Below are 23,848 nucleotides of genomic sequence, written 5' to 3' on the forward strand. Positions count from 1 at the left end.
GCCCGGGGTCACTCCAGGCCCGCGGGTCCCTTCTCCAGCAGCACGGTGAACTGGTCCTCGTCGAGCACCGGGATCCCGAGCTGTTCGGCCTTGTCGGCCTTGGACCCGGCGTTCTCACCGACCACGACGTAGTCGGTCTTCTTCGACACCGATCCGGCTGCCTTGCCGCCGCGGCTGATGATCGCCTCCTTGACCGAGTCGCGCGTGTAGTGCTGGAGCGAGCCGGTGGCGACGACGGTCAGGCCCTCGAGCGTGCGGGGCACGGACTCGTCGCGCTCGTCGGCCATCGAGACGCCCGCGGCGGCCCAGGCGTCGACGATCGCGTTGTGCCAGTCGGCGTTGTCGCCCACCTCCTCGGACTCGGCGTCGCCGAGGCTCGTGCCGTGGAACCACTCCCGCACCGAGGCGGCGATGGTCGGTCCGACCCCGTCGGTCGCCGCCAGCGCCTCCTCCGAGGCCTCTCGGATCGCGGTCATCGACCCGAACTCGGTGGCCAGCGCCCGCGCTGCGGTCGGTCCGACGTGGCGGATCGAGAGCGCCACCAGCACGCGCCACAGCGGCACGGCGGCCCTGCGGTCGCGGAGGTTGGCCAGCAGGCGCACGCCGTTGGCCGAGAGCTGCGGTCCCTCCTCGCCCTTCTTCGGCGCCCGGGTGAACAGCGGCGCCCGCAGCAGGGCTGCCTCGTCGAGGTCGAACAGGTCGCCCTCGTTGGTGATCACGCCGGCGTCGAGCAGCGCGACCGCTGCCTCGTAGCCGAGGCCCTCGATGTCGAAGGCACCCCGGCCCGCGACGTGGAAGACCCGCTCGCGCACCTGGGCCGGGCACTTCTCGTGGTTGGCGCAGCGCAGGTCCTTGTCGCCCTCCTTCTGCTGGGCCAGCGGCGTGCGGCAGGCGGGGCATCTCGTCGGCATCCGCCAGGGCTTCAGGCCCTGGGGGCGCAGCGCCAGCACCGGTCCGAGGATCTCGGGGATCACGTCACCCGCCTTGCGCAGGATGACGGTGTCGCCGGGACGCACGTCCTTGCGCTTGACCTCGTGGGCGTTGTGGAGGGTCGCGTTCTCGACCGTGGAGCCCGCGACCTTGGTGGGCTCCATGACGCCGTAGGGGGTGACACGCCCGGTGCGGCCGACGTTGACCTCGATCGAGCGAAGGAGCGTGTTGACCTCCTCGGGCGGGTACTTGAAGGCGATCGCCCACCGCGGCGCCCGGCTCGTGGACCCGAGCCGACGCTGCAGCGACATGTCGTCGACCTTCACCACGAGCCCGTCGATCTCGTGGCCGACGATGGTGTGGCGGTGCTCGCCGACGTGGGTGATGAACTCCTCCACCTCCGCCAGCGAGGCGACCACCCTGACCTGGTCGGAGGTCGGCAGGCCCCAGGCCTCGAGGGCGTCGTACGCCGTGCTCTGCGACGTCGGCTCGAAGCCCTCGCGCGCACCGATCCCGTGGCAGACCATGCCGAGGTCGCGCGTCGCGGTGACGCGCGGGTCCTTCTGGCGCAGCGAACCTGCAGCGGCGTTGCGGGGGTTGGCGAACATCGGCTTGCCCGCCTCGACCATGGAGGCGTTGAGCCGCTCGAAGGCGGCGGTGGGCAGGAAGACCTCTCCCCTGACCTCGACGAGCGCCGGCACGGGGTGCTCGTCGGTGCCGGTGAGGCGGTGCGGCACCGACGCGATCGTCTTGACGTTGGGCGTCACGTCCTCGCCCGTACGTCCGTCGCCGCGGGTCAGCGCACGCACGAGGCGACCCTGCTCGTAGAGGAGGTTGATCGCGAGGCCATCGACCTTGAGCTCGCACAGCAGCGCCGGGGCGTCGATGCCCTCGCGCAGGATGCGGGCGTGCCAGGCGGCCAGCTCGTCGAAGGAGAAGGCGTTGTCGAGGGACTCCATGCGCTGGAGGTGGTCGACCGCGGTGAACTCCGTCGAGACCGCTCCCCCGACCTTCTGGGTGGGCGAGTCGGGGGTGCGCAGCTCGGGGTAGTCGTCCTCGAGCGCCTCGAGCCCACGCAGGCGGGCGTCGAAGTCGGCGTCGGACAGCGTCGGGTCGTCGAGGACGTAGTAGCGCCAGCGGGCGTCGTCGACCTGCTCGCTGAGCTCGCGGTGGCGCTCGCGCGCCTCGGGAGGAGCGGAGGCGACACCGGCGTCGCGGTCGGCTGCGTCGGACGTGCTCATGGGCACAGTCTGCCGGTCCCTTCCGACACCCCCGCCGCGGCTCGGACCGCATGGGGTCCGGACCGTGGACTGGACCGTGGTCTGGACCGGATGTAGCTGAGGTGTTCCATCGGGAATGGACCGGTCGACGGCGCAGTTGGAGCGAAACGGAACCGTTCCGTTTCATCCATCACCTCCACGGAGGACCGCGTGACCCCAGCCGAGACCGGCACCCGACCCCGGGTCGAGGGCGAGCGCGCGCTGGAGATCTTCGAGGCGACCCTCGCGGTCCTCGACGAGGTCGGCTACGACCTGCTCACCATGGACGCGGTCGCCGCCCGCGCGAAGGCGTCGAAGGCCACGCTCTACCGCCGGTGGAAGGGCAAGCCCGAGCTCGTCGTGGCGGCGATCATGGCCCACAAGGGCGAGACCGTCGTGCCGGACACCGGGAGCCTCCGTGGCGACCTGCTCGCCGCCTACTGCGGCAGCGGGGGCCTCAACGACCCGCTCGCGAAGTCCGTGCTGTCCGCGGTCGTGGTCGCGATGGGCCGCGACCCCGAGTTCGCCGAGGTCTACCGGCGCGACTTCATCGGCCCCAAGATCGCGGTCTCCCGCGCGATCTACGACCGCGCCCGCGTTCGTGGTGAGGTCCACCCGGACGTCGACCTCGACGTCCTCGCCCCCTCCTTGGCGGGCATCGTGCTGCACCGCGCGTTCCTCCTCGGCGAGGCGGTGACCCCCGACCTGGTGGGCCGCGTGCTCGACGAGGTCATCCTCCCTGCCGCGCTCCACGGCCCGGCGCACGCGCCGCGCCCCACTGCCTGACCTCGCTGCTGCACTCGTACCCGACCTGCCCCGAAGGACTCCCCATGACCGACCTCGCTCCTGTTGCCGACGAGGTGACTCCCGAGCAGCACAAGCGCCTGCGCTGGGCGCTCGTGCTCATCTCGCTCGCCCAGCTGATGGTGGTGCTCGACTCCACCATCGCCAACATCGCGCTCCCCTTCATCGGCGCCGACCTCGACATCGACCAGGCCAACCTGTCGTGGATCGTCACCGGCTACGCCCTCACCTTCGGCGGCTTCCTGCTGCTCGGCGGGCGCCTGGCCGACCTCTACGGCCGCCGTCGCATCTTCATCGTCGGTGTCCTGGTCTTCGCGGTCGCCTCGCTGGTCGGCGGCTTCGCCTACAACGAGGTCATGCTGCTGTCGGCGCGAGCCCTCCAGGGCCTCGGCGCCGCGATGGCCTCCCCCGCCGCGCTCGCCCTGATCACCACGACGTTCCCCGCAGGCCGCGAGCGCAACCGCGCCTTCGCCGTGTACGCCGCCATGGCGGGCGTCGGTGCCGCCGTCGGCCTGATCCTCGGTGGCTGGCTGACCGGTCTCCAGCCGATCCTCGGCCTCGAGGGCTGGCGTTACACCTTCCTCATCGTCGTGCCGATCGGCCTGGCCGCCGCGTTCTTCGCGCCGCGCTTCTTCGACGAGTCAGAGCGGCACACCGGGTGGCTGGACGTCCCCGGCGCCATCACCGGCACCGGCGGCCTGCTCGCCATCGTCTACGGCCTGTCGCGGGCCGGCGACGAGCGCTACGGCTGGGACGACACCACCACCGTCGCCAGCCTCGTCGTGGGCGTCGCGCTGCTCGGGCTGTTCCTGCTGGTCGAGTCGCGGGCCGAGCACCCACTCATGCCGTTCCGGATCTTCAGGAGCAAGAACCGCGCCGCCGCGTTCGCCGTGATGATGATCGTCCCGGCCGCGATGTTCGCGATGTTCTTCTTCCTCTCCCTCTTCATCCAACTCGTCGTGGGCTACACCCCGCTCCAGACGGGCGTGGCGTTCCTGCCCTTCTCGATCGCGATGATCATCTCGGCCACCGCCGCCTCCAAGCTGATCGGCTTCGTCGACCCGCGCTACCTCTCCGGCGTCGGCACCCTGCTCTCGGGTGCGGCCCTCTACGGCTTCAGCCGGATCACCGTCCCCGAGGACCCGTCGTCGATCCTCGCGTCGATGCCGACCGCCCTCGGCGGCCAGGGCGTGGCCCTGGGCGACGGCGTCAGCTACTGGACCCAGATCCTGCCGTTCATCGTGCTGATGGCCCTCGGCATGGGGCTCAACTTCGTGCCGCTGACCCTGGTCGCGGTGCACCACCTCCGCGCCCAGGACACCGGGATCGGCTCCGGCGTGCTGAACACGATGCAGCAGGTCGGCGGCGCGCTAGGCCTGGCGACCCTGAGCACGGTGTCACTGCACTTCGCCCAGACCCGCGCCGACGACATCGCACCGTCGATCGCTGCGGCCGCGCCGGACCTCGACCCCGCCGCGCTCGGCCAGCTGGCCTCGCTGGGCGCGTTCACCGAGGGCGCGACGATGGCCTTCTTCGTCGGCGCCCTGATGATGCTCGCCGCCTCGGCGATCGTGTGGCTGTTCCTCGACGTCAAGCACGAGGAGCTCGCCACGGAGGCTGCCCCGGACGGCGTCGGCGTCCACTGAGCCGTGCCCGGCCCGCCCATCCGAACCCGCCACCGCACCGAAGGAGAGTCGTGACCGACCCGCACCTGACGACGTACGACGCCCACGGACGCGCCCGCGCGATGATCCTGGTGCTCCACGGCGGGAAGCCGCGCTCGGCGCAGACGATCGACAGGCGCAGCGCGTCGTGGCGCCGGGCGCTGTGGCTGCAGCGTGAGATCGCCGACCGGGCGCACGAGGCGGGCACGGGCGTGTGGCTGGTGCGCTACCGCCAGCGGGGGTGGAACGGCGGCGTCGACCGGGCGGCCGACGCCCGATGGGCGCTCGACGCGGTGCGCGACGCGCACGGCGAGGTCCCGGTCGTGCTGCTGGGTCACTCGATGGGCGCACGGGTCGCCGTGCACGTCGCCGACGACCCGTCCGTGGTGGGCGTCGTGGGCCTGGCACCGTGGTGGTCGGCGGAGGACCCGGTCGACGCGCTCGCGGGGCGCACGCTCAGGGCCGCTCACGGCCGCCGCGACCGCATCACGTCCTTCCGGGAGACCGCCCGCTACGTCGAGCGGGCGCGTTCCGTCGCCGACACGGCCAACCTCCACGACATGGGTGCCCTGGGCCACTACATGCTCACCGGCTCGCGCCGCTGGCACGACTGGGCGGTCGGGGCCTCGCTCGAGGTGCTCAGCAGTCACGTCCCTTCCCCCGAGCTCCCTTCCCCGGAGCGCTGAGACAGGCCTAGGCTGCCGAACAGCGGCACCAGCCGCCCAGACCCGGGGGTCGCCATGACACGAGCAGGTCGAGTCCTCATCGCGCTGCTGGCCGCGCTCGCGCTGACGGTCGGGCTGGCAGCCAGCGCCGACGCGGCGCCTCGCAAGTGGCCGAAGGGACGCATCACCTACGTCGACCGGACCCTGGACCCCGACGCGGTGAAGGCGGCCGTACGGGCGTGGAACACCAGCGGGATCAACGTGCGCTTCGTGAAGGTGGGGAGCGTCCGCAAGGCCCGCCTCGTCATCCGCAACACCAGGCGGGTCCTCGGCGGCTGCGGCACCGGCTACGGCACCCTCGGCTACCCCGGTCCCGGTCGCAGGGCCGAGATCGGCATCCTCCACGGCACCGCCGCGGACGGTCAGAGCTGCGCGTGGCCGGGCCAGACGATCGTCATGGCCCACGAGCTCGGGCACGTGCTCGGCCTCGACCACATCATGTCCGGCTGCTCGCTGATGAACACCTCGCACACCAACGGCGTCGCGCCGACCCTGTGCCTGGGCAACAGCGTCGACGAGGCCAAGCCCGGACGCTGGCGGTGCCGGCTGCTGGAGAAGGTCGACCTCAGGAGGGCGAAGCGGATCTACGGCGGCAGGCCTGAGGTCCGCGACCCCGCCTGGTGCGACGCGGTCGCGCGGATCCCGGCGACCGGGGCGGTGGCAGCCGTCGCCGAGCCCGGCGGCTGGACCACCGCGACGGTGACCCGCGCCCCGGAGCCGGCCGTGCCCGACTGGCTGGGCACCTGGGCCTACGGCGAGCCCGGCTTCGAGGTCCACGCCACGCCGAACGCCTGCACCGCGGTGCCGGGCGACGACAGCACCCTGGTCGGGGTGGGCCTCTGGGGCGACGTCCCGGTCGGGGGAACAGCCACCGAGGCCCTCCAGCTGCTGCCGGCAGGGCCGGTCTGCCTGTCGGTGTGGCAGTTCGACCGGGGCTACAACTTCGCGCAGGCCCCGAGCACCGCGCTGGTCACCGGCACCGCGATCCGCCAGGCAGCTCGCGCGCACGACCTGCCTGCCCGGGTGCCCGCGCGGGTCGCCGTCACGCCGTTCGACTGATCAGAGGTTGCGGGCGACCGTCGCCGAGAGGCGTACGGCACGCGCGGCCCAGTCGGGCGTCGCGCCCGCGAGCCCGCAGGTCGGGCTGACCACGAGCCGCTCCCGCACCACCTCCGGGTCGAGGCCGAGCATGTCGAGCCAGCGCTGGACCCGCTCGGTGACCCGGGCGTCCGACGGGTCGGCGGGCCGCTCGGTCGAGGGCACCACGCCCAGCACCGCCGTACGCCCCGACTCGAGGACCTCCGCGAAGGTGTCGAGGTCGCCCGCACCGAGCATGTCGAGGTCGGCCGACAGTCCCCTCACCCCGGTGTCGGCGACCAGCGACCACGGCACCTGCGGCGCGCAGGAGTGCACCCAGGCCTCGGCGCCGGCAGCCGTGATCGCGGAGACGACCCACTCGAGGTGCGCCGACGCCTCGGGCAGGTCGACCTTGCGGTGACGCCCGAAGCCGCTGGCGGTGGGGACCTGGGCATGGACGACCGCGGCGAGGGCGGGCTCGTCGACCTGCACGACCCAGCGCTCGACACCGCGCAGGCGCCGACGCAGGTCGGCGAGGTGCTCGCCGATCCCCTCGGCCAGCGCCTGGGCGAGCTCGCGGCGGGCGCCGTGGTCGCTCAGCACCTTGTCGCCACGCGGCTTCTCGACGGTGGCCGCGAGCGTCCACGGCCCGGCCACCTGCGTCTTGAAGGCGCCGACGTGGTCCTGCGCGAGCTCCTCGACGGTGTCGAGGTCCTGGGCGAGCAGGGAGCGAGCGCGTCGGTGGTCCGCGCCGCTGGCGTCGGTCAGCCGCCAGCCGGCGGGCTGGAGGTCGGCAGCCAGGCCCGCGACCACGGCGAGGCCGCGACCGGTCATCTGGGCGCCCACCCCACGGCCCGGCAGCTCCGGCACGTGCGGGAGGTCGGGCAGCTCGCCGAGCACGAGCCGCGTCGCCTCCGCGAAGTCGGCGCTGGTCGTGCCGGGCATGGACCCGATGCCGGTGGCGGTGCTCATGCGTCACCCGCCTCGGCGAGCAGCCGGGCCCCCGCGCCGTCGACGGAGCGGGTCGAGGCGCTGACCAACGCGACGCCGACGCCGTGGTCGCGGTCGATCCCGACGAAGGACCGGAAGCCGCCCGTCCCGCCGTTGTGCCAGGTGACGGTGCGGCGCAGCATCGGTCCGGTGAGCCATCCCGCACCGATCCGCATCGAGCGCCCGAACGGGGTGCTGGGCTCGAGGGCGTCGGCACCTGCGACCGTCCGGTCGAGCATCGCGCGCAGCAGCACCGCCAGGTCCGCGGCCGACGCACGGACGCCGCCGGCCGGGGCGATCGCTTCGTTGGCCCACGGCTCGACCACGCGACCTGCGCGGTTGCGCGGCGCCACCGCACCCGGTCGCAGCTGGGCGGGCGCGAGGGGGACGTAGGTGTCGACCAGGCCGAGCGGCTCGGCGATCCGCTGGGCGACGAGGTCGGGGTAGGGCGTCGCGGCGGCGGAGGAGACCGCGTGCCCGAGCAGCTGGAACCCGAGGTTGGAGTAGGCCGGCCGGGGCTTGCCGAGCTCCACTCCGTCGAGCTGCGCCAGCAGGCCGGCGAGGTCCTCACGGTAGGGGTTGCGGCCGGCGCGCCAGAGCGCCCACGTGCGGCGTAGCACGTCGCCGCCGGCGAGCCGGGGCAGCCCGGAGGTGTGGGTGGCGAGCGCGGACAGGCGGATGTCCGCCAGTGCCTGCGGCACGGCGAGGTGCTCGCCCAGTCGTGCGTCCTCGGCGAGCGTGCCGCGGGCGACGGCGTCGCGCCACAGGAACCCGGTGACGCCCTTGGAGACGGATCCGAGCTCGACGTCGTCGTGGACGCCCGCACCGACCGCGTCGACCTCGGTGTCGCCGGGAGCGACCCGCGCGACGACGTACGTCGTGTGCTTCGGCCCGAGCAGCTCGCCGGCCTCTTCTCCCAGCGCGCTCACGCGTGGGCCCCGACGGGGCGGGTCGCAGCGATGGTGGCCGAGCCGACGACCCGGGTCCCGTCGTAGATGACCACGGCCTGTCCCGGGGCGATGCCCTCGGCGGGGTCGATCAGGTCGACGACGACGCGGTCGCCCTCGACGACGACCACCGCACGGTGCTCCGCACCGTGGGCGCGCAGCTGCACGGTGCCCTCGACACGCTCGGGCACCGTCCCGCACCACCGCGGCCGGATGCCCTCGACGCGGTCGACCGCGAGGCGGTCGCGGGGACCGACGGTCACGGTGCCGCTGACCGGCTCGATGTCGAGCACGAAGCGGGGCCTGCCGTCGGGCGCCGGGGTGCCCAGGCGGAGCCCGCGGCGCTGCCCGATGGTGAAGCCGTAGGTGCCGGTGTGCGTGCCGACGGCCTCGCCGGTGGTGGCGTCGACGATGTCGCCGCCGTGGTTGGGTGCGCGGTCACCGAGCTTCTCGCGCAGCCAGCCGGCGTTGTCCCCGTCGGCGACGAAGCAGATGTCGTGGGAGTCGGGCTTGTCGGCCACGAGCAGGCCCCGGCGCGCGGCCTCCTCGCGCACGAGGGGCTTGGCAGTGTCGCCCAGCGGGAACAGCGAGTGCCGCAGCTGCTGCTGGTCGAGCACGCCGAGGACGTAGGACTGGTCCTTGCCGTGGTCGGTCGCCCGGTGCATCTCGACGAGGCCGTCGGCGCCGGTGCGCAGCTGGGCGTAGTGGCCCGTCGCCACCGCGTCGAAGCCCAGGGCCAGGGCCCGGTCGAGCACCGCGGCGAACTTGATCTTCTCGTTGCACCGCAGGCACGGGTTGGGCGTGCGCCCGGCGGCGTACTCGTCCATGAAGTCCTCCACGACGTCCTCGTGGAATCGCTCCGACAGGTCCCAGACGTAGAACGGGATGCCGATGACGTCGGCTGCGCGGCGCGCGTCGTTGCTGTCCTCGATGGTGCAGCAGCCACGGGCCCCGGAACGGTACGACGCGGGGTTGCGGCTCAGCGCCAGGTGCACACCGGTGACGTCGTGGCCGGCCTCGACGGCACGCGCCGCGGCGACAGCGGAGTCCACCCCGCCGGACATGGCGGCGACGACCCTCATCGGTTCCTCCTCATCGGGCCCGGGCGGCCCGCGCGCGCTCCACGACGGGGCCGATCGCCTCCACGAGGCGGTCGATGTCGGCGGGGGTGGTGCTGTGGCCGAGGGAGAAGCGCAGCGAGTGGCGCGCCTGGTCGTCGTCGCAGCCCATCGCGAGCAGCACGTGGGAGGGCTGCGGGACGCCGGCGGAGCAGGCCGACCCCGTGGAGCACTCGATGCCGCGCGCGTCGAGGAGCATCAGCAGCGAGTCGCCCTCGCAGCCCGGGAAGCCGATGTGGGCATTGCCCGGCAGCCGGAGCGGGCCGGGCGGCGCGCCGTGCAGGTGAGCGTCGGGGACGACCTCCACCACCCGGCGCAGCAGGTCGTCGCGCAGTGCGGAGACGCGGGCGGCGTGGTCGTGCTGGTGCTTCACCGACTCCTCCACCGCGGCTGCGAGCCCCGCGATCGCAGGGACGTCGAGGGTGCCGCTGCGGATGTCGCGCTCCTGCCCGCCGCCGTGCACGAGGGCGCTGACGGCCAGGTCGCGGCGTACGACGAGCGCGCCCACGCCGTAGGGGCCACCGACCTTGTGGCCGGTGAAGGTCAGCGCGTCGACGCCGGAGGTCGCGAAGTCGACCGGCACCTGCCCGAGCGCCTGCACGGCGTCGGTGTGCACGGGGACCTGGTGCTCGGTCGCGATCGCGACCACCTCGTCGATCGGCTGGAGCGAGCCGACCTCGTTGTTGGCCCACATCACCGACACGAGCGACACGGACGCCGGGTCGCGCGCGATGGAGGCGCGGAACGCCTCGACGTCGAGGATCCCCTCGGACGTGACGGGCAGCAGCTCGACGTCGGCATCGTCGTAGGTCGCGAGCCAGTCGAGCGGGTCGAGGACGGCGTGGTGCTCGATCGCCGTGGACAGGATGCGGGTGCGGCGCGGGTCCTGCTCGCGCCGCGCCCAGAAGATGCCCTTCAGCGCGAGGTTGTCGGACTCGGTGCCGCCGGAGGTGAAGACGACGTCGCCGGGGCGGGCGCCGATGGCGCCCGCGATCGTCTCGCGGGACTCCTCCACGATGCGTCGCGCCCCGCGCCCCGAGGCGTGCAGCGAGCTCGCGTTGCCGACGCCGGTCAGGTGCCGGGTCACGGCCTCGATCGCGGCCGGCAGCATGGGCGTGGTCGCGGCGTGGTCGAGGTAGACGAGCGGCTGGGTCATGACCTGCCAAGCGTACGGGGCCTCCGTGCGCGAACCCGCCTCGGATGTCCCCGCCTGCACCTAGGCTCGCGAGGTGCGCATGTCCCGGGCCTGGCTGAGCAGCCTGCTGCTCGTGCCGCTGCTGGCCTGCCAGGCGCAGCCGCCCGCCGACGACGGCCCCTCGCCCCGCGACCTGCCCGACAGCAGCGGGGCACCGGCCGGGATGGACGAGTCGCTGCGCGACGCCGCGCTCGACGTGGTCGAGGCCCGCGAGCGGGCGCTCGTCGACGGTGACCGGGAGGCGTTCCTGGCGACCGTCGACCCCGACGAGCTCGGCTTCTCCGCGACGCAGGCGCGCTGGTTCGACAACCTGGCGCAGCTGCCGGTGACCGACGTGTCCTACGAGCTCGGCGACGAGGACGTGATGACGCGGGTCGCCGGCGACGGCGACCTCCAGCTCCCGGTCGACTTCACCATGCGGTTGCGCGGCTTCGACCGACGACCGGTGACCCAGCGCATGGTGTGGACCTTCGTGCGCAACGGCGACGGCGCGCTCCTCGTCGAGGACCGCAACTCCCAGATCGACGCCCAGACCGGCTGGACCCCGGCGCCGTGGGACCTCGCCCACATCGACGTACGCCGCTCCGGCGGGATCCTCGCGGTCTTCGACGAGGACACCGCCGAGCACGGCTCCTACGTCATGAGCGACCTCGCCGAGGCGACCCGCGTCGTGCGCCGCCACCTGCCGCAGTGGTCGGGGAAGTTCGTGGCCTACGGCATCTCCGACGTGACCGCGATCGATGCGATGAGCGCGATGACGGTCGAGGACACCGCCGCTGTGGCGTTCCCGGTCCTGTCCCGCCCGGGCGGTCCGGCCGCGGCCTACCGCTTCGCGGTGAACCCCACCGTGGTCGGCGACGTGCTCGCGCGTGGCCGGGTCTTCCGCCACGAGCTGGTCCACGTGGCACTCGGCACCACCGACGACCGTTCGCCCCAGTGGCTGGTGGAGGGGACGGCCGAGTACGTCGCCCGCTCCGTCCTCCCGGTCGACGACCGTCGCCGCATCGCCGCCCAGGAGCTGTTCGGCATCTCCGGCCGGGCGCTCGAGCCCAGCCGCCGCTTCTACACCCGCGACCCGCTCGTGAGCTACGCGCTGTCCTCCCTCGTGTGCGACTACCTCGCCAGCACCCGCGGCGAGGGCGTGCTGTGGGACCTGGTCCGCACGTTCCAGACTGAGCAGTTGTCCACGTGGGCGGAGTCGGAGGACGTCGTGCAGCGCGAGCTCGGCCTGTCCACCGACCAGCTCAGCACTCAGGCGCTGGCCTGGGCCCGGTCCGCCTGAATCAGGCCATCTGGTGCAGCCACCGGTGCTGGGGGTAGAGGCGCTGGATCGAGTCCCGGAGCCACCCCTGTGCTGCGGAACCCAGCAGCGGCCAGGCGACCGCGAGGTCGCGGTCGTCCTTGGGGCGGTGCAGCGCGGCCTTGTAGAGGAGCGTGACCTCCGGCCTCAGCCAGCGCACTCCCCCCTCGTCCACCCAGGTCACGTCGTCGAGGGGTGCGACGTGGTCGGGGTCCCGCTTGCTGGTCCACACCCAGACCTGGCTGCGTACGTCGAGGACCTCGGGGTGGCGGTCGTTGAAGGGCCGCAGCGTGCCGCCGTGGTTGCTCCAGAGGTGCCAGCGGTCGCCGACGTGCTCACGGAAGGCCGCCATGTCGCAGGCCAGCAGGGACAGGTCGACGTCCTCGTGCTCGCGCCGGGCACCGGTGAAGGCCTCGATCGCCCAGCCGCCGACGATCCACCACGGACGGTCGAAGCCGGCCATGAAGTCCACCACCCCGTCGGGGTCGAGCGGCGCCCACGGGCCGTACCAGCGGAAGAACTCCTCGTCCTCCGCGACCTCCTCCGCCGTCCGGTGCAGGGGCTCCCGCGCGTCGTCCACGCACCGACGCTAGCGGTCGGCGCCGTGGCAGGGTTGCCGCGTGCGCACCCACGAGCCCGTCGGCTACGACGCCCGTCACCGACCTCGCCTTTGCGCGCATCTCGCCGAAGTGGTGGCCGGGCAACCCCGGCGCGGCACTGGTCATCCCCCGCGGCCACCACGAGAACCTCTACTCCATCCCCACGGACGTCGGCCACGCCGTCTGGGACCTGACCCAGCGGGTCGCGGTCGCCATGCGGTCGGCGTACGACTGCGAGGGAAGCTCGACGCGCCAGCACAACGAGCCTGCCGGCAACCAGGACGTGTGGCACCTGCACGTCCACGTCTTCCCGCGTCACGACGACGACCGCCTCTACGAGCAGCACCGCTCGACGCGGTGGGTGACACCGCAGGAGCGAGAGCCGTACGCCGACCGGCTCGCCGGAGCGCTCGGCCTGCCCCGCACCTTCGGCTGAGGCAGGATCGCGCCATGGACTTCCAGCACATGCAGGACCGCGCCCGCACCGTCCGCGCACGCTACGCCGAGGTCGAGGCCGCCACCTACGGCCGCTCGTGGACCACCGAGGAGATCATGCTCGGCTTCCTCGGCGACGTCGGCGACCTTGCGAAGCTCGTGCAGGGCAAGGCCGGCGTGCGCCCGCGCGAGGACCTCGACGGCGCTCTCGCCCACGAGCTCGCCGACTGCCTGTGGAGCGTGCTGACGCTCGCCGACGCGTACGACGTCGACCTGGCCGGCGCCTTCGCCAGCACGATGGACGAGCTGCAGGAGTCGCTCTCGATGCCGTGAGGGGCGGGACGGACGGACCGGCCGCTTGGCGGCGTGCCGTGAAAAAAGCCGGTTCGGCGAGCGTCGCCTGACTCCGTCGCGTGGATCGGGTTCGAGGACGACACGCTCTGGCCCCGCATCCACGGCTCGGTAGATCCGCCCAGGAGCAGCGGCGGATCCTGGCGAGCGTAGCCGCCCTCAGCGCGGCATGTCCGGACGCTGGCCTGGTGGAGCTGTGCGGTGGCTGTGGTTCATCAGGTGCACCGCAGCCACCGCACTCATCGCGGCGGCGAGCGGACGTTTCTCGTGCATGATCAGAGCCGTGATCGGCTCGATCCTGCGATGGCTGCGGCGTTCAGATGCCCCTCCGTCGACGCGCGCGAACAACTGCCCCTCGTGTGGTCACAGCTGGGGAGAGCATGGCTTCGACCACGACCCGGACGGCGTATGCGGCGAGTGGGCCTACGAGATCGAGCACAGGCTTCGTCCCGACGATGAAACCGGCTGTCGGTAGACACATCTCCTGCCCGTGCCAACTGAGCGAGACGACCACGGCTCATCGGCATGAGCGTGCGTTCCTCTCCGAGCCCTCGAATACCCAAGACGTCGGACACCCTCAGCGAGGCGAGTTCCTACGTCCGTCGGTGGAACCTGAGGTCGCCGTTGGGCAGGCGGTCGGTGCGGTAGCCGGTGTCGTGGACGCGGTGGTGGTGGTGCGGGCACAGCAGGATCGCGTTGGCCAGGTCGGTGGGTCCGCCGGTGTGCCAGGGGTCGAGGTGGTGGGCGTCGCACCACGTGCCCGGGGTGTCGCAGCCCTCGGCACGACAGGCGCGGTCGCGGATCAGCATCGCCCTGCGCTGGCCCGGTGAGAACAGCCGCTTCGCACGTCCCAGGTCGACCGGCAGGCTGGTGCCGTCGAGGACCGCGGGCAGGATCTTAGCGGTGCAGGCGAGCCGGCGTGCCTGGCTGGCGGTGATGCGGTCGCCGGTGAGGTCGTCACCCGGGACGAGGCCGGCGCCGGTGAGGTCGGCGGTCGCGAGCTCGGCGCGCAGGGAGTCGAGGGGGATGGTGACGACGACCGTGGTGGCATCGCCGCCGTGGACCGGGAGCCGGGACGGGTCGAGGGCTTCGAGGAACCGGGAGAACGCCTCGCCCATGCGCCGCGGGTACGGCAGCCGGGTGAACGGATCGGACGTCTGCGCATTCTCGCCGCGCTGCGCGCGGGGGTTGGCGAACGCTTCGAGGTACGTCGCAAGCCGGGTCGCGACCGCGTCCGGCACGAGCGCGCTGATGCGGGTGGTGCCATCGCCTTGGCGGCGCATCGTCATCCGAGTCTTGTCTTCGGCGGCTGTTTCGAGGTCGGCCAGTCGGGTGGCTTCAGCGGCGTCGGCTATCTCGGGGGCGATCACGTCGAGGACCCGGCGCCCGATCCGCCCCAGCTCCTTGGGCCCGAACTCACCCGCACACCCCACCAGGTGCGCTTCGGCACGGTCGACCGTGTCGGCGTCCACCGCTGCGGGGAGGGCGTCGAGTGCCCGGCGGATCACGTGCGCCTGCGCCAGCGTCACCGCGCCCTCGCGCATCCCCGCCGCGAGCACCGGCCGCTCCCGGTCCAGGATCCCGGCGAGGCTCAGGTCGGCGCGCGCGTCGGCGAACCGCGTACGCGTCTGGTGCGCCAGCCACCCCGCCGCGTCCCTCGCACCCGTCGCGTCCGCGAGGTCACCGGCGTCGGCCAGGACCCGCAACTTCAGCTCGACCAGCTGCGCCTCGGCTGCGACCAGCTCACGCAGAGCGGCCGCCTTGTCATCGACAGTCATGAACGTCGGGTTCGCACCCGCGACGCCCTTCAACACCGCGCGGATGTCGGAGGCAGCAGCGAGGATCGGGTGGTTCACGGACTGCCTCCTTTCCGACGACGGCGTACCCCACGCACCTGCGTGTGGCTCTACGGTCGTCGCTCCTGGAGGCCCGGACACCCGGACTATTACTCACCCTCGCAACTCGCCCCACCAGCTCGGCATCACGACTACCCGGTGACTGTGGAACGTGAGCACGACTCTACTACGGAATGCACCGATATAGAACACATGTTCGATGTAGAATCCATCAAGATGCGCCGGCAGCCGCGCTGTATCGGTCATGCTTGCTGTGTGGACCACGCGAAGCACTGGCGACGTCTCGTCCGGGACCTGGACAGGTGGTCCTCGGCGTCCGCGGTGGCTCCGGACCGCATCCGGGTGCTGGTCACGAAGGAGGGTGGCGGTCAGCGACCGGTGGTCATCGTGATGACGCCGGAGCATTGGGGCGACATGATCGGCGTCGCCCACGGCAGCTTCGAATCGGCGCTCGACCGGGTCAAGCAGACGCTGCTCGCGCTCCGCCCGCACGAGGGCTTCGCCGTATACACCGACTACTGCCTCGACCCGTCCACCACGGACAGCCTGCCCGACAACCTCGACCTGCCCGAACCCGGGAGCGGCGTGTGGGTGCCCGTCCACCGGCAGGACGGCCACCGCACCTGAGGGCACGGACCTGCGTCTTGAGGACGGCAGTCGGCTAGCGCAGCAGCACCAGGTCGTCGCGGTGCACGACCTCGCGCTCGTACGCCGCACCGAGCGACTCCTTCAGGTCCCCGGTCGAACGCCCCAGCAACGCGGGCAGCTCGTCCGCGTCGAAGCTCACCAGTCCGCGGGCCACCACTCCGCCGTCCGGGTCGAGCAGGTCGACGGGGTCGCCCGCCACGAAGCTCCCGGTCACCGAGGTGATGCCGGCGGGGAGCAGCGAGGCGCCGCGGGACACCACGGCGCGTACGGCTCCGGCGTCGAGCGTGAGCGAGCCGAGCCCCGAGGTCGCGTGCGCCAGCCAGAGCTGCCGGGTCGGGCGACGCTTGCCGGTGGCCTCGAAGAGGGTGCCGACCTCGGCGCCCGCGAGTGCTGCAGCACCCTGCTCGGCGGAGGTGAGCACCACCGGGATGCCGGCGCCGGTCGCGATGCGAGCTGCGTCGACCTTGGTGGTCATGCCCCCGGTGCCGATCCCGGACGAGCCGGCGGCGCCCATGGTCACCGACGCGAGGTCGTCCTCGGAGCGCACCACCGGCAGCAGCGTCGAGCCCGGCCGGCTGGGCGGGCCGTCGTAGAGGCCGTCGACGTCGGAGAGCAGCACGAGCAGGTCGGCGTGCACCAGGTGCGCCACCAGCGCCGCGAGCCGGTCGTTGTCGCCGAAGCGGATCTCGGAGGTGGCGACGGTGTCGTTCTCGTTGACGATCGGCACCACCCCCAGCTCGAGCAGCTTGGCGAGGGTCTGGTGCGCGTTGCGGTAGTGCGCGCGGCGCACCACGTCGTCGAGGGTGAGCAGCACCTGGCCGGTCACGATGCCGTGCCGGGCGAACTCCTCCTGGTAGCGGTGGGCCAGCAGCCCCTGCCCCACGGACGCCGCTGCCTGCTGGGCCGCCAGCGCGCGCGGGCGGGTGCTGAAGCCGAGCGGCGCCAGGCCTGCCGCGATCGCGCCCGAGGACACCAGGACCACCTCGGCGCCGGTGCCTCGTGCGGCCGCGAGGACCTCGACGAGGCGGCGTACGCGAGCGGGGTCGATCCCGCCCGAGGCCGTGGTCAGCGACGACGACCCGACCTTGACCACGATGCGCCGGGCGGCGCGGACCAGGGTCGAGCGGTCAGTCGTCACTGCCGTCCCAGTCGGGGTCGTCCTTGGTGCCGATCTCGTAGGACATGGGGCCGACACCCGAGCTGCCGCTGCTGCGGTTCGGGCCCTTCTTCTTCCGCTCCTCGTCGAGGCGGCGGGCGACGTCGGCGCGCGCCTCCTCCTCGCTCTTGGTCTCCATCGCCTCGGCGATGTCGCGGCGGCGTTCGCGGGCCGGGCGGTTCTCGCGGAGCCGCTCGTCCTCACCGCGGCGACCGAGCATCTCGGCGCCCGCCTCGATGCTGGGCTTGAAGTCGAAGACCACGGAGTTGTTCTCCGGGCCGATGATGACGGCGTCGCCCTCCTGGGCGCCCATCCGCGCGAGCTTGATCTCCACGCCGAGCCGGCTGAGCCGGTCGGCGAGGAAGCCCACTGCCTCCTCGTTGCTGAAGTCGGTCTGTCGCACCCAGCGCTCGGGCTTGGTGCCGCGCACGCGCCACCCGTCGTCGGTCCCGACGACCTCGAAGTCGTCGCTGGCGTCGACGGCCTTGGGTCGCAGCACGATCCGCTCGGGCTCGGCGTCGGGGGCGACCTCCCGCGACGCGACCACGATCTCGGCCATGGCGAACGTCAGCTCGCGCAGACCGGCACCGGACGCGGCGCTGACCTCGAAGACCCGCAGCCCGCGACCGCGCAGCTCCTCGACCACCATGTCGGCGATGTCCTGGCCGTCCGGCACGTCGACCTTGTTGAGCGCGACCAGCCGCGGCCGGTCCTCGAGGCCGCCGTAGCGGGCCAGCTCGCCCTCGATGACCTCCAGGTCGTCGAGCGGGTTGCGACCCGGCTCGATGGACGCCGTGTCGATGACGTGGACCAGCGCCGCGCAGCGCTCGATGTGGCGAAGGAAGTCATGGCCCAGGCCACGGCCCTCCGCAGCACCCTCGATCAGGCCGGGGACGTCGGCGACCACGAAGGTCGTCTCGCCCGCGGTGACCACGCCGAGGTTGGGGATCAGCGTGGTGAAGGGGTAGTCGGCGATCTTGGGCCGGGCTCGCGAGATCGCGGCGATGAGCGAGGACTTGCCGGCGCTCGGGAACCCGACGAGACCGATGTCGGCGACGACCTTCAGCTCGAGGCGTACGACGAGCTCGTCGCCGGGCTCGCCCAGCAGCGCGAAACCGGGGGCCTTGCGCTTGGAGGACGCCAGCGCTGCGTTGCCGAGGCCGCCGCGGCCGCCCTGGGCGATGACCATCGTCGTGCCGTGGCCGACGAGGTCGGCGAGCTCGTTGCCGTCGGCGTCCTTGACCAGCGTGCCGTCCGGGACGGCCAGGACGAGGTCCTTGCCGTTGCCGCCGTTCTTGTGGTCGCCGGCGCCCTGGCCGCCGTTGTCGGCGCGGCGCTTGGGGCTGTGGTGGTAGTCGACGAGGGTGGTGACACTCGTGTCGACCTGCAGGATGATAGATCCGCCCTGGCCGCCGTTGCCGCCGTCGGGGCCGCCGAGCGGCTTGAACTTCTCGCGCTTGACGGAGGCCACGCCGTTGCCACCCCGTCCGGCCGCGAGGTGCAGCGTGACCTGGTCGACGAACGTGGGGATGGCCATCAGATTCCTTGCATCGGTGGGTGAAAGCACGAAGGGCGCCCCGGAATCGGGACGCCCTTCGCAGAAGTGCTCAGTGTCGCGGGGAGGTCACTCGCCGGGGACGATGTTGACGACCTTGCGACCGCGGCGGGTGCCGAACTCGACGGCGCCGGCCTGCAGGGCGAACAGGGTGTCGTCGCCGCCACGGCCCACACCGGTGCCCGGGTGGAAGTGGGTGCCCCGCTGGCGGACGATGATCTCGCCGGCGCCGACGACCTGGCCGCCGAAACGCTTCACGCCGAGGCGCTGCGAGTTCGAGTCACGACCGTTCTTGGTGCTTGCGGCACCCTTCTTGTGAGCCATTGTTCAGTCCTTTGACGAATTGAGCTGGGGAGACGTGTCGACCTCGAGCGAACGCTCAGAGGGAGATGTCGGTGACCTTGACCTGGGTGTACTTCTGGCGGTGACCCTGGCGCTTCTTGTAGCCGGTCTTGTTCTTGTACTTCTGGATGATGATCTTGGGGCCCTTGGTGGCGCCGGTGACCTCGACGGTCACGCTCGCCTTGTCCAGGCCGGTCGCGGTGACCTTCTCGCCGTCGACGACCATCACGACGGGGAGGGTGATGGAGTCACCCTGGGCCACGTCGGTCTTGTCGATCTCGATGACGTCGCCCACGGCAACCTTCTGCTGCTTGCTGCCAGCGCGCACGATCGCGTACACGGCCACTCTCCTCATCAGACTGCGGAAAACTGGGGGAACTTCTACCTGCGCACGACACCGCCTGGAAGGGCGAGTACGCCGCGTGGCGGGCGCGCAGGGATGGTGTGTCGAACACCGAGGGTCAAGACTACGGGATCGGGTGACGACCGGCAAAACGACGTCCGGCCGCCCCCGTCCCAGGGTGCTCAGCGCTTGCGCGAGCCCTTCTTCTTGACCGGTACGTGCTCCACCACGGGTGCGTCCACCGGCTCGGAGTCGGCGGTGCCGGGCTCGACGACGCCCGTGTCCGGAACGGTGCCGGCAGCGCCGGACAGCACGCCCGGCACCTGGCCCGAGCTGTCGCCCGCGGCCGGGTCGGTCACGGCGACGGGGGCCGGCGGACCGGCAGGACGGCTCGCGGAGCGGCGTCGGGTGCGGGTGACGACGCGCGGCTTCTCGTCCTCGACGGGAGCCGGCGCAGCAGGCTCCTCAGCAGCCCCTTTGGCAGGCGCCTCGACCGGGGTCTCGGCAGCGGGCTCGCCAACGTCCGCGGCAGCGGGCTCGGCAGCAACCTCCGGGGCGGCCTCGGCCGGGACCTCGGCCGCGGGCTCCACGGTCGGCTCCTGCGCGGAGGCGGAAGGCTCGTCGGCCTGCTCCTCCACGCTGGGAGCAGCCTCGTCGGTCGGCTTCTCGTGGCGGGCCATGGCGGCCACGTCCTTGGGCGACGGGGCGTGGCTGTGGTGGTCGGAGGACGAGTCGTTGCCGCCCCCGTTGCCGCTGCCGTTGTCGTTCTCGCCGTTGGCGCCGCGGCGACCGCGACGGCGACCGCTGCGACGGCCCTCGCCGTCGTCGGACTTCGCCTCGGGGTCGACCGGCTGGTCCTTGATGACGACGCCGCGACCGTGGCAGTGCTCGCAGTTCTCGCTGAACGACTCGAGCAGGCCGGTGCCGATGCGCTTGCGCGTCATCTGGACCAGGCCGAGCGAGGTGACCTCGGCGACCTGGTGGCGGGTGCGGTCACGGCCCAGGCACTCGACCAGGCGGCGCACGACGAGGTCGCGGTTGGACTCCAGGACCATGTCGATGAAGTCGACCACGATGATGCCGCCGATGTCGCGCAGCCGGAGCTGGCGCACGATCTCCTCGGCTGCCTCGAGGTTGTTCTTGGTGACCGTCTCCTCCAGGTTGCCACCGGAGCCGGTGAACTTGCCGGTGTTGACGTCGACCACCGTCATGGCCTCGGTGCGGTCGATGACCAGTGAGCCGCCCGAGGGCAGCCAGACCTTGCGGTCCAGGCCCTTCTGGATCTGCTCGTTGACGCGGTAGGTCGCGAAGATGTCGCCACCGGTGCTGCCGCGCTCGAAGCGCTGCACGCGCTCGGCGAGGTCCGGGGCCACCGACTCGACGTACGCCGACACGGTCTCCCACGCGGCCTCGCCCTCGATGACGAGCTTGGAGAAGTCCTCGGTGAAGAGGTCGCGGACCACCTTGAGCGTCAGGTCGGGCTCTCCGTAGAGCAGCTGCGGGCCGGAGCCGCGGTTGGAGGACTTCTTCTCGATGTCCTCCCAGCGCGCCTTGAGCCGCTCCACGTCGCGGGTCAGCTCCTCCTCGCTGGCGCCCTCGGCCGCGGTGCGCACGATCACGCCCGCGGTGTCGGGGACGATCTCCTTGAGGAGGTTCTTGAGGCGGTTGCGCTCGGTGTCGGGCAGCTTGCGCGAGATGCCGGAGGTGGTGCCGTCGGGGACGTAGACGAGGAATCGGCCGGCCAGGCTGACCTGGCTGGTGAGGCGGGCGCCCTTGTGGCCGATCGGGTCCTTGGTGACCTGCACCAGGATCATCTGGCCGCTGGACAGCACGGACTCGATCTTGCGGGGCGCGCCCTCCTTGTGGCCGAGCGCGGACCAGTTCACCTCGCCGGCGTAGAGGACGGCGTTGCGGCCCTTGCCGATGTCGATGAAGGCGGCCTCCATCGACGGCAGCACGTTCTGCACGCGACCGAGGTAGACGTTGCCGATGATCGAGGTCTGCGACTCGCGGGCGACGTAGTGCTCCACGAGCACCTTGTCCTCGAGCACGCCGATCTGGGTGAGGTCCTCGCGCTGGCGGATCACCATGACGCGCTCCACGGACTCGCGGCGGGCCAGGAACTCGGCCTCGCTCACGATGGGCGCACGACGGCGACCGGCCTCGCGGCCCTCGCGGCGGCGCTGCTTCTTCGCCTCGAGGCGCGTGGAGCCGGCGACCGAGGTGATCTGGTCCTCGGCGGAGCGCGTGCGGCGTACGCGGGTGACGGTGTTGGGGTCGTCGTCCGACGACTCGGCGTCGTCGCTCGAGCGGCGGCGACGACGACGGCGACGCGAGGAACCCTCGCCGTTGCCGTCACCGGAGTCGGGGCCCGAGTCCCCGTCGCCGGACGCGGTGGCGTCCGCTGCGTCGTCGGAGGAGTCGGAGGAGTCCTGGTCGCCGGTGTCGCCGGTGTCGCCGGCGGAGTCGGACGACTTGCGCCGGCGACGGCCACCGCGACGGCGACGACGACGGGCGGAACCACCCTCGCCGTCCTCACCCTCAGCCTCGTCGGTCGGGGCGGACTCGTCGGCGTCGGCGGCGACCTCGGGGGTCTCCGTGGTCACGCCGTCGGCAGCCGCGGCCTCCTCAATCACCTCTTCGTCCTCGGACGACTCGACCGCGGTGGCCTCGGCGACCGGCTCCGCGGCCTTGCCCTTGCCCTTGCCGGATCCGGGCGCCTTCTTGCCGGCGGCCTTGCTCGTGGACTTCTTGGCCGCCGCCTTCTTGGCGGGCCGCTCGACACCAGGCTCCTCGGCGGCGGTCTCGGCGGCGACGGGCTCGTCCCCCTCGACCGTCTCGACGGGGGCCGGCGCGGGCTTCTTGCGCGTGCGTCGCGTGGTGGTCGTGACCACCGGCGCCTGGAACAGCACAGCGGGGGCCGCGTCGTCGGCGGACTCTTCAGCAGCGGCACCGGGCGCGGCGTCGGCAGGCGCGTCGGCGGGGGCGGCGGACTCCGCAACAGGGGCGGTGGCCTTCTTGGCGGCCCGCTTGCGCGGGGCGCGCTTGGCGGGAGCGGCCGCGGGAGCGACGTCGTCGCCAGCAGCGGCCTCGGAGGCAGCGGCCTCGGGGGCGGGCGTCGGCGCCTCGTCGGGTGCGGCGGCCTTCTTCGCGGCCGTCTTGCGGGGTGCGGCCTTCTTCGCCGGCGCCCGGCGTGCGGTCTTCTTCACCACCGGGGCCTCGGTGGAGGCCCCGGCCGACTCCGCGGCAGGCTCGGCACCGGGCTGCGCCTCGGCCTCGGCAGGGGCAGCGGCCGCAGGCGCGGCAGCAGCCTTCTTGGCGGGCGCCTTGCGTGTACGCCTCGTCACCACGGGCGCGGGCGGCGCCTCCGGGGTGCCCGGGTCGGTGTCGGCGCCGGTGTCGGTGGTGCGGTCGGGCTGGTCGTCATCGAGCATGTGGTGCTCCTCGGGCACCGAGGTGGTGCCGATACGGCGTCCACCGCTCTCGATCGGCGATCACGGGAGACGCAAAGCTTCTGTGGCGGCGACACCCTCCGCGTGTGCGTCTCCGAGAGGCTGTTCCGCCACCTGCCGCGGTCGCCGGGCCACTGACGAGTCGCTGTCACCGACTCAGTGGCCGCGTCGCGGTCCGGTGACGTCCACCCACCCGGGGTGCCGACCACATCGGAGTGACCGGCGAGAACGTCGTCGGCTCGACGGATCCTGACGGTTGCCAGGGCGTCGAACGTGGCGAGTATCGCACACCGACCCCGGCGCGGCGCTATGCCCGAGGCGCCAGCGGGTCGCCGACCTCACCGGAGTCCAGCAGCGGCCCCTGGGCGAGCCGGGTCATCAGCGGGGCCTCCCCCGCCGCCAGCCCGGCGACGTTCCCGAGCCCGCGCAGGACGTCGTCGGGGCGTACGGCCGGGGTCGCGTGGCGCAGCACCACGTCGAGCGTCGTACGCCCTGCGTCGCCTTCGTCGCCCTCGAGCACGACGAGGGACACCACGGCGCTGCGGGCGTCGAACTCGCGCATGCCCTTCTTGGTCATCCGCTCCACGAGCGCCTCGTCGGCCGCGAGGAAGCGGCTGACGGCCTCGGTGGCGGTGGCCGGGTCAGCGTCCACCGCGATGCGCCAGCGGCTGCCCTCGAGCAGGTCCGACAGCGACCCGCCGGCCGACTCCACCACCTCGAGGACGTCGAGGCCGGCCGGCAGCGCCTCGTCGAGCATCGCGTGGACGTCGCGCGGCACCACGACCTGGGCGAGCGCGAGCTCGAGGTACTCCGCCTCGCTGGCCGAGCCGGTGGGGGCGGCGCCGGCGTAGGAGATGCGCGGGTGGGGGTTGAAGCCCGAGGAGTACGCCATCGGGATCCGCGCGCGGAAGACCGCGCGCTCGAAGGCGCGGCTGAAGTCACGGTGGCTGGTGAAGCGGAGCCGGCCGCGCTTGGCGTAGCGCACCCGGAGGCGCTGTACGGGCGGGGCTTGCTGCTCGGGCTGCTGCTGGGGCACGGTGCAACGGTAGTTGACCGTATAGTGCGGTCGGTCCCACCACCGGAGCTGGAAGGCCTTCGACTT

21 protein-coding genes are annotated in these 23,848 nt (G+C 72.5%); 8 read left to right on the top strand and 13 right to left on the bottom strand.

Annotation, left to right across the window (positions count from 1 at the left end; all coding sequences use genetic code 11):
- Positions 1-8: 8 nt before the first annotated feature.
- A complete protein-coding gene (ligA, locus tag K4G59_RS05045; protein ID WP_231249761.1) occupies positions 9-2,171 on the bottom strand; it encodes an NAD-dependent DNA ligase LigA in 2,163 nt (720 codons plus the stop codon).
- A 189-nt stretch (positions 2,172-2,360) separates the two neighbouring features.
- On the opposite strand from ligA, the gene K4G59_RS05050 reads away from it, so the two are divergent.
- The 4 genes from K4G59_RS05050 to K4G59_RS05065 are packed head-to-tail and all read left to right on the top strand — an operon-like array spanning position 2,361 to position 6,441.
- Positions 2,361-2,975, top strand: coding sequence for a TetR/AcrR family transcriptional regulator (locus K4G59_RS05050; RefSeq protein WP_231249763.1), 615 nt, complete (start codon positions 2,361-2,363; stop codon positions 2,973-2,975).
- 44 nt (positions 2,976-3,019) lie between these two features.
- Positions 3,020-4,639: an MFS transporter gene (locus tag K4G59_RS05055; RefSeq protein WP_231249765.1), complete on the top strand. Its 1,620-nt coding sequence runs from the start codon at positions 3,020-3,022 to the stop codon at positions 4,637-4,639.
- A gap of 50 nt (positions 4,640-4,689) precedes the next feature.
- The gene (locus K4G59_RS05060; protein WP_231249766.1) at positions 4,690-5,343 is read left to right on the top strand and encodes an alpha/beta hydrolase; all 654 of its coding nucleotides are present in this window, start codon (positions 4,690-4,692) and stop codon (positions 5,341-5,343) included.
- A gap of 54 nt (positions 5,344-5,397) precedes the next feature.
- The gene (locus K4G59_RS05065; protein WP_231249768.1) at positions 5,398-6,441 is read left to right on the top strand and encodes a hypothetical protein; all 1,044 of its coding nucleotides are present in this window, start codon (positions 5,398-5,400) and stop codon (positions 6,439-6,441) included.
- Here K4G59_RS05065 and K4G59_RS05070 read toward each other — a convergent pair whose 3' ends face one another.
- The 4 genes from K4G59_RS05070 to K4G59_RS05085 are packed head-to-tail and all read right to left on the bottom strand — an operon-like array spanning position 6,442 to position 10,670.
- On the bottom strand, positions 6,442-7,431 hold the full coding sequence (locus tag K4G59_RS05070; RefSeq protein WP_231249769.1) for a uroporphyrinogen decarboxylase/cobalamine-independent methonine synthase family protein: 990 nt from the start codon (positions 7,429-7,431) through the stop codon (positions 6,442-6,444). It abuts the gene before it with no gap.
- Entirely contained in the window at positions 7,428-8,378 is a 951-nt protein-coding gene (locus K4G59_RS05075) for a serine hydrolase domain-containing protein (protein ID WP_231249770.1), read from the bottom strand. The genes K4G59_RS05070 and K4G59_RS05075 overlap by 4 nt, the downstream gene beginning before the upstream one ends.
- Complete coding sequence (mnmA, locus tag K4G59_RS05080; RefSeq protein WP_231249771.1) at positions 8,375-9,478, bottom strand: tRNA 2-thiouridine(34) synthase MnmA; 1,104 nt, start codon at positions 9,476-9,478, stop codon at positions 8,375-8,377. Before mnmA ends, K4G59_RS05075 begins: the two co-directional genes overlap by 4 nt.
- 10 nt (positions 9,479-9,488) lie before the next feature.
- Positions 9,489-10,670, bottom strand: a complete 1,182-nt coding sequence (locus tag K4G59_RS05085) for a cysteine desulfurase family protein (protein WP_231249773.1) — start codon at positions 10,668-10,670, stop codon at positions 9,489-9,491.
- Positions 10,671-10,743: 73 nt separating this feature from the next.
- Here K4G59_RS05085 and K4G59_RS05090 point away from each other — a divergent pair, with 73 nt between their 5' ends.
- On the top strand, positions 10,744-11,991 hold the full coding sequence (locus tag K4G59_RS05090; RefSeq protein ID WP_231249774.1) for a hypothetical protein: 1,248 nt from the start codon (positions 10,744-10,746) through the stop codon (positions 11,989-11,991).
- Between the two features lies 1 nt (position 11,992).
- Here the strand turns inward: K4G59_RS05090 and K4G59_RS05095 are convergent, their stop codons facing one another.
- Complete coding sequence (locus K4G59_RS05095; protein ID WP_231249776.1) at positions 11,993-12,589, bottom strand: nucleotidyltransferase domain-containing protein; 597 nt, start codon at positions 12,587-12,589, stop codon at positions 11,993-11,995.
- 98 nt (positions 12,590-12,687) lie between these two features.
- Here K4G59_RS05095 and K4G59_RS05100 point away from each other — a divergent pair, with 98 nt between their 5' ends.
- Together K4G59_RS05100 and K4G59_RS05105 are read left to right on the top strand one after the other, a co-directional pair.
- Positions 12,688-13,044, top strand: coding sequence for an HIT family protein (locus K4G59_RS05100; protein ID WP_308189367.1), 357 nt, complete (start codon positions 12,688-12,690; stop codon positions 13,042-13,044).
- A gap of 14 nt (positions 13,045-13,058) precedes the next feature.
- Positions 13,059-13,376 carry a MazG nucleotide pyrophosphohydrolase domain-containing protein gene (locus tag K4G59_RS05105; protein ID WP_231249777.1) on the top strand — a complete coding sequence of 106 codons (318 nt, stop codon included), beginning with the start codon at positions 13,059-13,061 and terminating at the stop codon, positions 13,374-13,376.
- Positions 13,377-13,987: 611 nt separating this feature from the next.
- Here K4G59_RS05105 and K4G59_RS05110 read toward each other — a convergent pair.
- Complete coding sequence (locus K4G59_RS05110) at positions 13,988-15,250, bottom strand: HNH endonuclease signature motif containing protein (protein WP_231249779.1); 1,263 nt, start codon at positions 15,248-15,250, stop codon at positions 13,988-13,990.
- A 255-nt stretch (positions 15,251-15,505) separates the two neighbouring features.
- Between K4G59_RS05110 and K4G59_RS05115 the strand changes: the two genes are divergently transcribed.
- Positions 15,506-15,877 carry a hypothetical protein gene (locus K4G59_RS05115; protein ID WP_231249780.1) on the top strand — a complete coding sequence of 124 codons (372 nt, stop codon included), beginning with the start codon at positions 15,506-15,508 and terminating at the stop codon, positions 15,875-15,877.
- A 34-nt stretch (positions 15,878-15,911) separates the two neighbouring features.
- Here the strand turns inward: K4G59_RS05115 and proB are convergent, their stop codons facing one another.
- The 6 genes from proB to K4G59_RS05145 all read right to left on the bottom strand — a co-directional run bounded on the left by proB (position 15,912) and on the right by K4G59_RS05145 (position 23,782).
- Complete coding sequence (gene proB, locus K4G59_RS05120; protein ID WP_231249782.1) at positions 15,912-17,036, bottom strand: glutamate 5-kinase; 1,125 nt, start codon at positions 17,034-17,036, stop codon at positions 15,912-15,914.
- Positions 17,026-18,591 (bottom strand): GTPase ObgE, encoded by a 1,566-nt coding sequence (gene obgE / locus K4G59_RS05125; protein WP_231249784.1) that lies wholly within the window; start codon positions 18,589-18,591, stop codon positions 17,026-17,028. Before obgE ends, proB begins: the two co-directional genes overlap by 11 nt.
- 87 nt (positions 18,592-18,678) lie before the next feature.
- On the bottom strand, positions 18,679-18,933 hold the full coding sequence (gene rpmA / locus K4G59_RS05130; RefSeq protein ID WP_135840891.1) for a 50S ribosomal protein L27: 255 nt from the start codon (positions 18,931-18,933) through the stop codon (positions 18,679-18,681).
- Between the two features lie 55 nt (positions 18,934-18,988).
- A complete protein-coding gene (gene rplU / locus K4G59_RS05135) occupies positions 18,989-19,291 on the bottom strand; it encodes a 50S ribosomal protein L21 (RefSeq protein ID WP_231249785.1) in 303 nt (100 codons plus the stop codon).
- 185 nt (positions 19,292-19,476) lie between these two features.
- Positions 19,477-22,728 carry an Rne/Rng family ribonuclease gene (locus K4G59_RS05140; RefSeq protein ID WP_231249787.1) on the bottom strand — a complete coding sequence of 1,084 codons (3,252 nt, stop codon included), beginning with the start codon at positions 22,726-22,728 and terminating at the stop codon, positions 19,477-19,479.
- A gap of 325 nt (positions 22,729-23,053) precedes the next feature.
- Entirely contained in the window at positions 23,054-23,782 is a 729-nt protein-coding gene (locus tag K4G59_RS05145; protein ID WP_231249788.1) for a TIGR03936 family radical SAM-associated protein, read from the bottom strand.
- Between the last annotated feature and the right edge of the window lie 66 nt (positions 23,783-23,848).

Origin of the sequence: Nocardioides furvisabuli (genome assembly GCF_021083185.1) — a bacterium.
Taxonomy (GTDB): Bacteria; Actinomycetota; Actinomycetes; order Propionibacteriales; family Nocardioidaceae; genus Nocardioides; species Nocardioides furvisabuli.

Excerpts from the sequence above, each read along its gene's own strand:
- mnmA (WP_231249771.1), bottom strand. The coding sequence starts at position 9,478 with ATGAGGGTCGTCGCCGCCATGTCCGGCGGGGTGGACTCCGCTGTCGCC.
- obgE (WP_231249784.1), bottom strand. The coding sequence starts at position 18,591 with ATGGCCATCCCCACGTTCGTCGACCAGGTCACGCTGCACCTCGCGGCC.
- K4G59_RS05065 (WP_231249768.1), top strand. The coding sequence starts at position 5,398 with ATGACACGAGCAGGTCGAGTCCTCATCGCGCTGCTGGCCGCGCTCGCG.
- K4G59_RS05105 (WP_231249777.1), top strand. The coding sequence starts at position 13,059 with ATGGACTTCCAGCACATGCAGGACCGCGCCCGCACCGTCCGCGCACGC.
- K4G59_RS05070 (WP_231249769.1), bottom strand. The coding sequence starts at position 7,431 with ATGAGCACCGCCACCGGCATCGGGTCCATGCCCGGCACGACCAGCGCC.
- K4G59_RS05085 (WP_231249773.1), bottom strand. The coding sequence starts at position 10,670 with ATGACCCAGCCGCTCGTCTACCTCGACCACGCCGCGACCACGCCCATG.
- K4G59_RS05055 (WP_231249765.1), top strand. The coding sequence starts at position 3,020 with ATGACCGACCTCGCTCCTGTTGCCGACGAGGTGACTCCCGAGCAGCAC.
- ligA (WP_231249761.1), bottom strand. The coding sequence starts at position 2,171 with ATGAGCACGTCCGACGCAGCCGACCGCGACGCCGGTGTCGCCTCCGCT.
- rpmA (WP_135840891.1), bottom strand. The coding sequence starts at position 18,933 with ATGGCTCACAAGAAGGGTGCCGCAAGCACCAAGAACGGTCGTGACTCG.
- K4G59_RS05140 (WP_231249787.1), bottom strand. The coding sequence starts at position 22,728 with ATGCTCGATGACGACCAGCCCGACCGCACCACCGACACCGGCGCCGAC.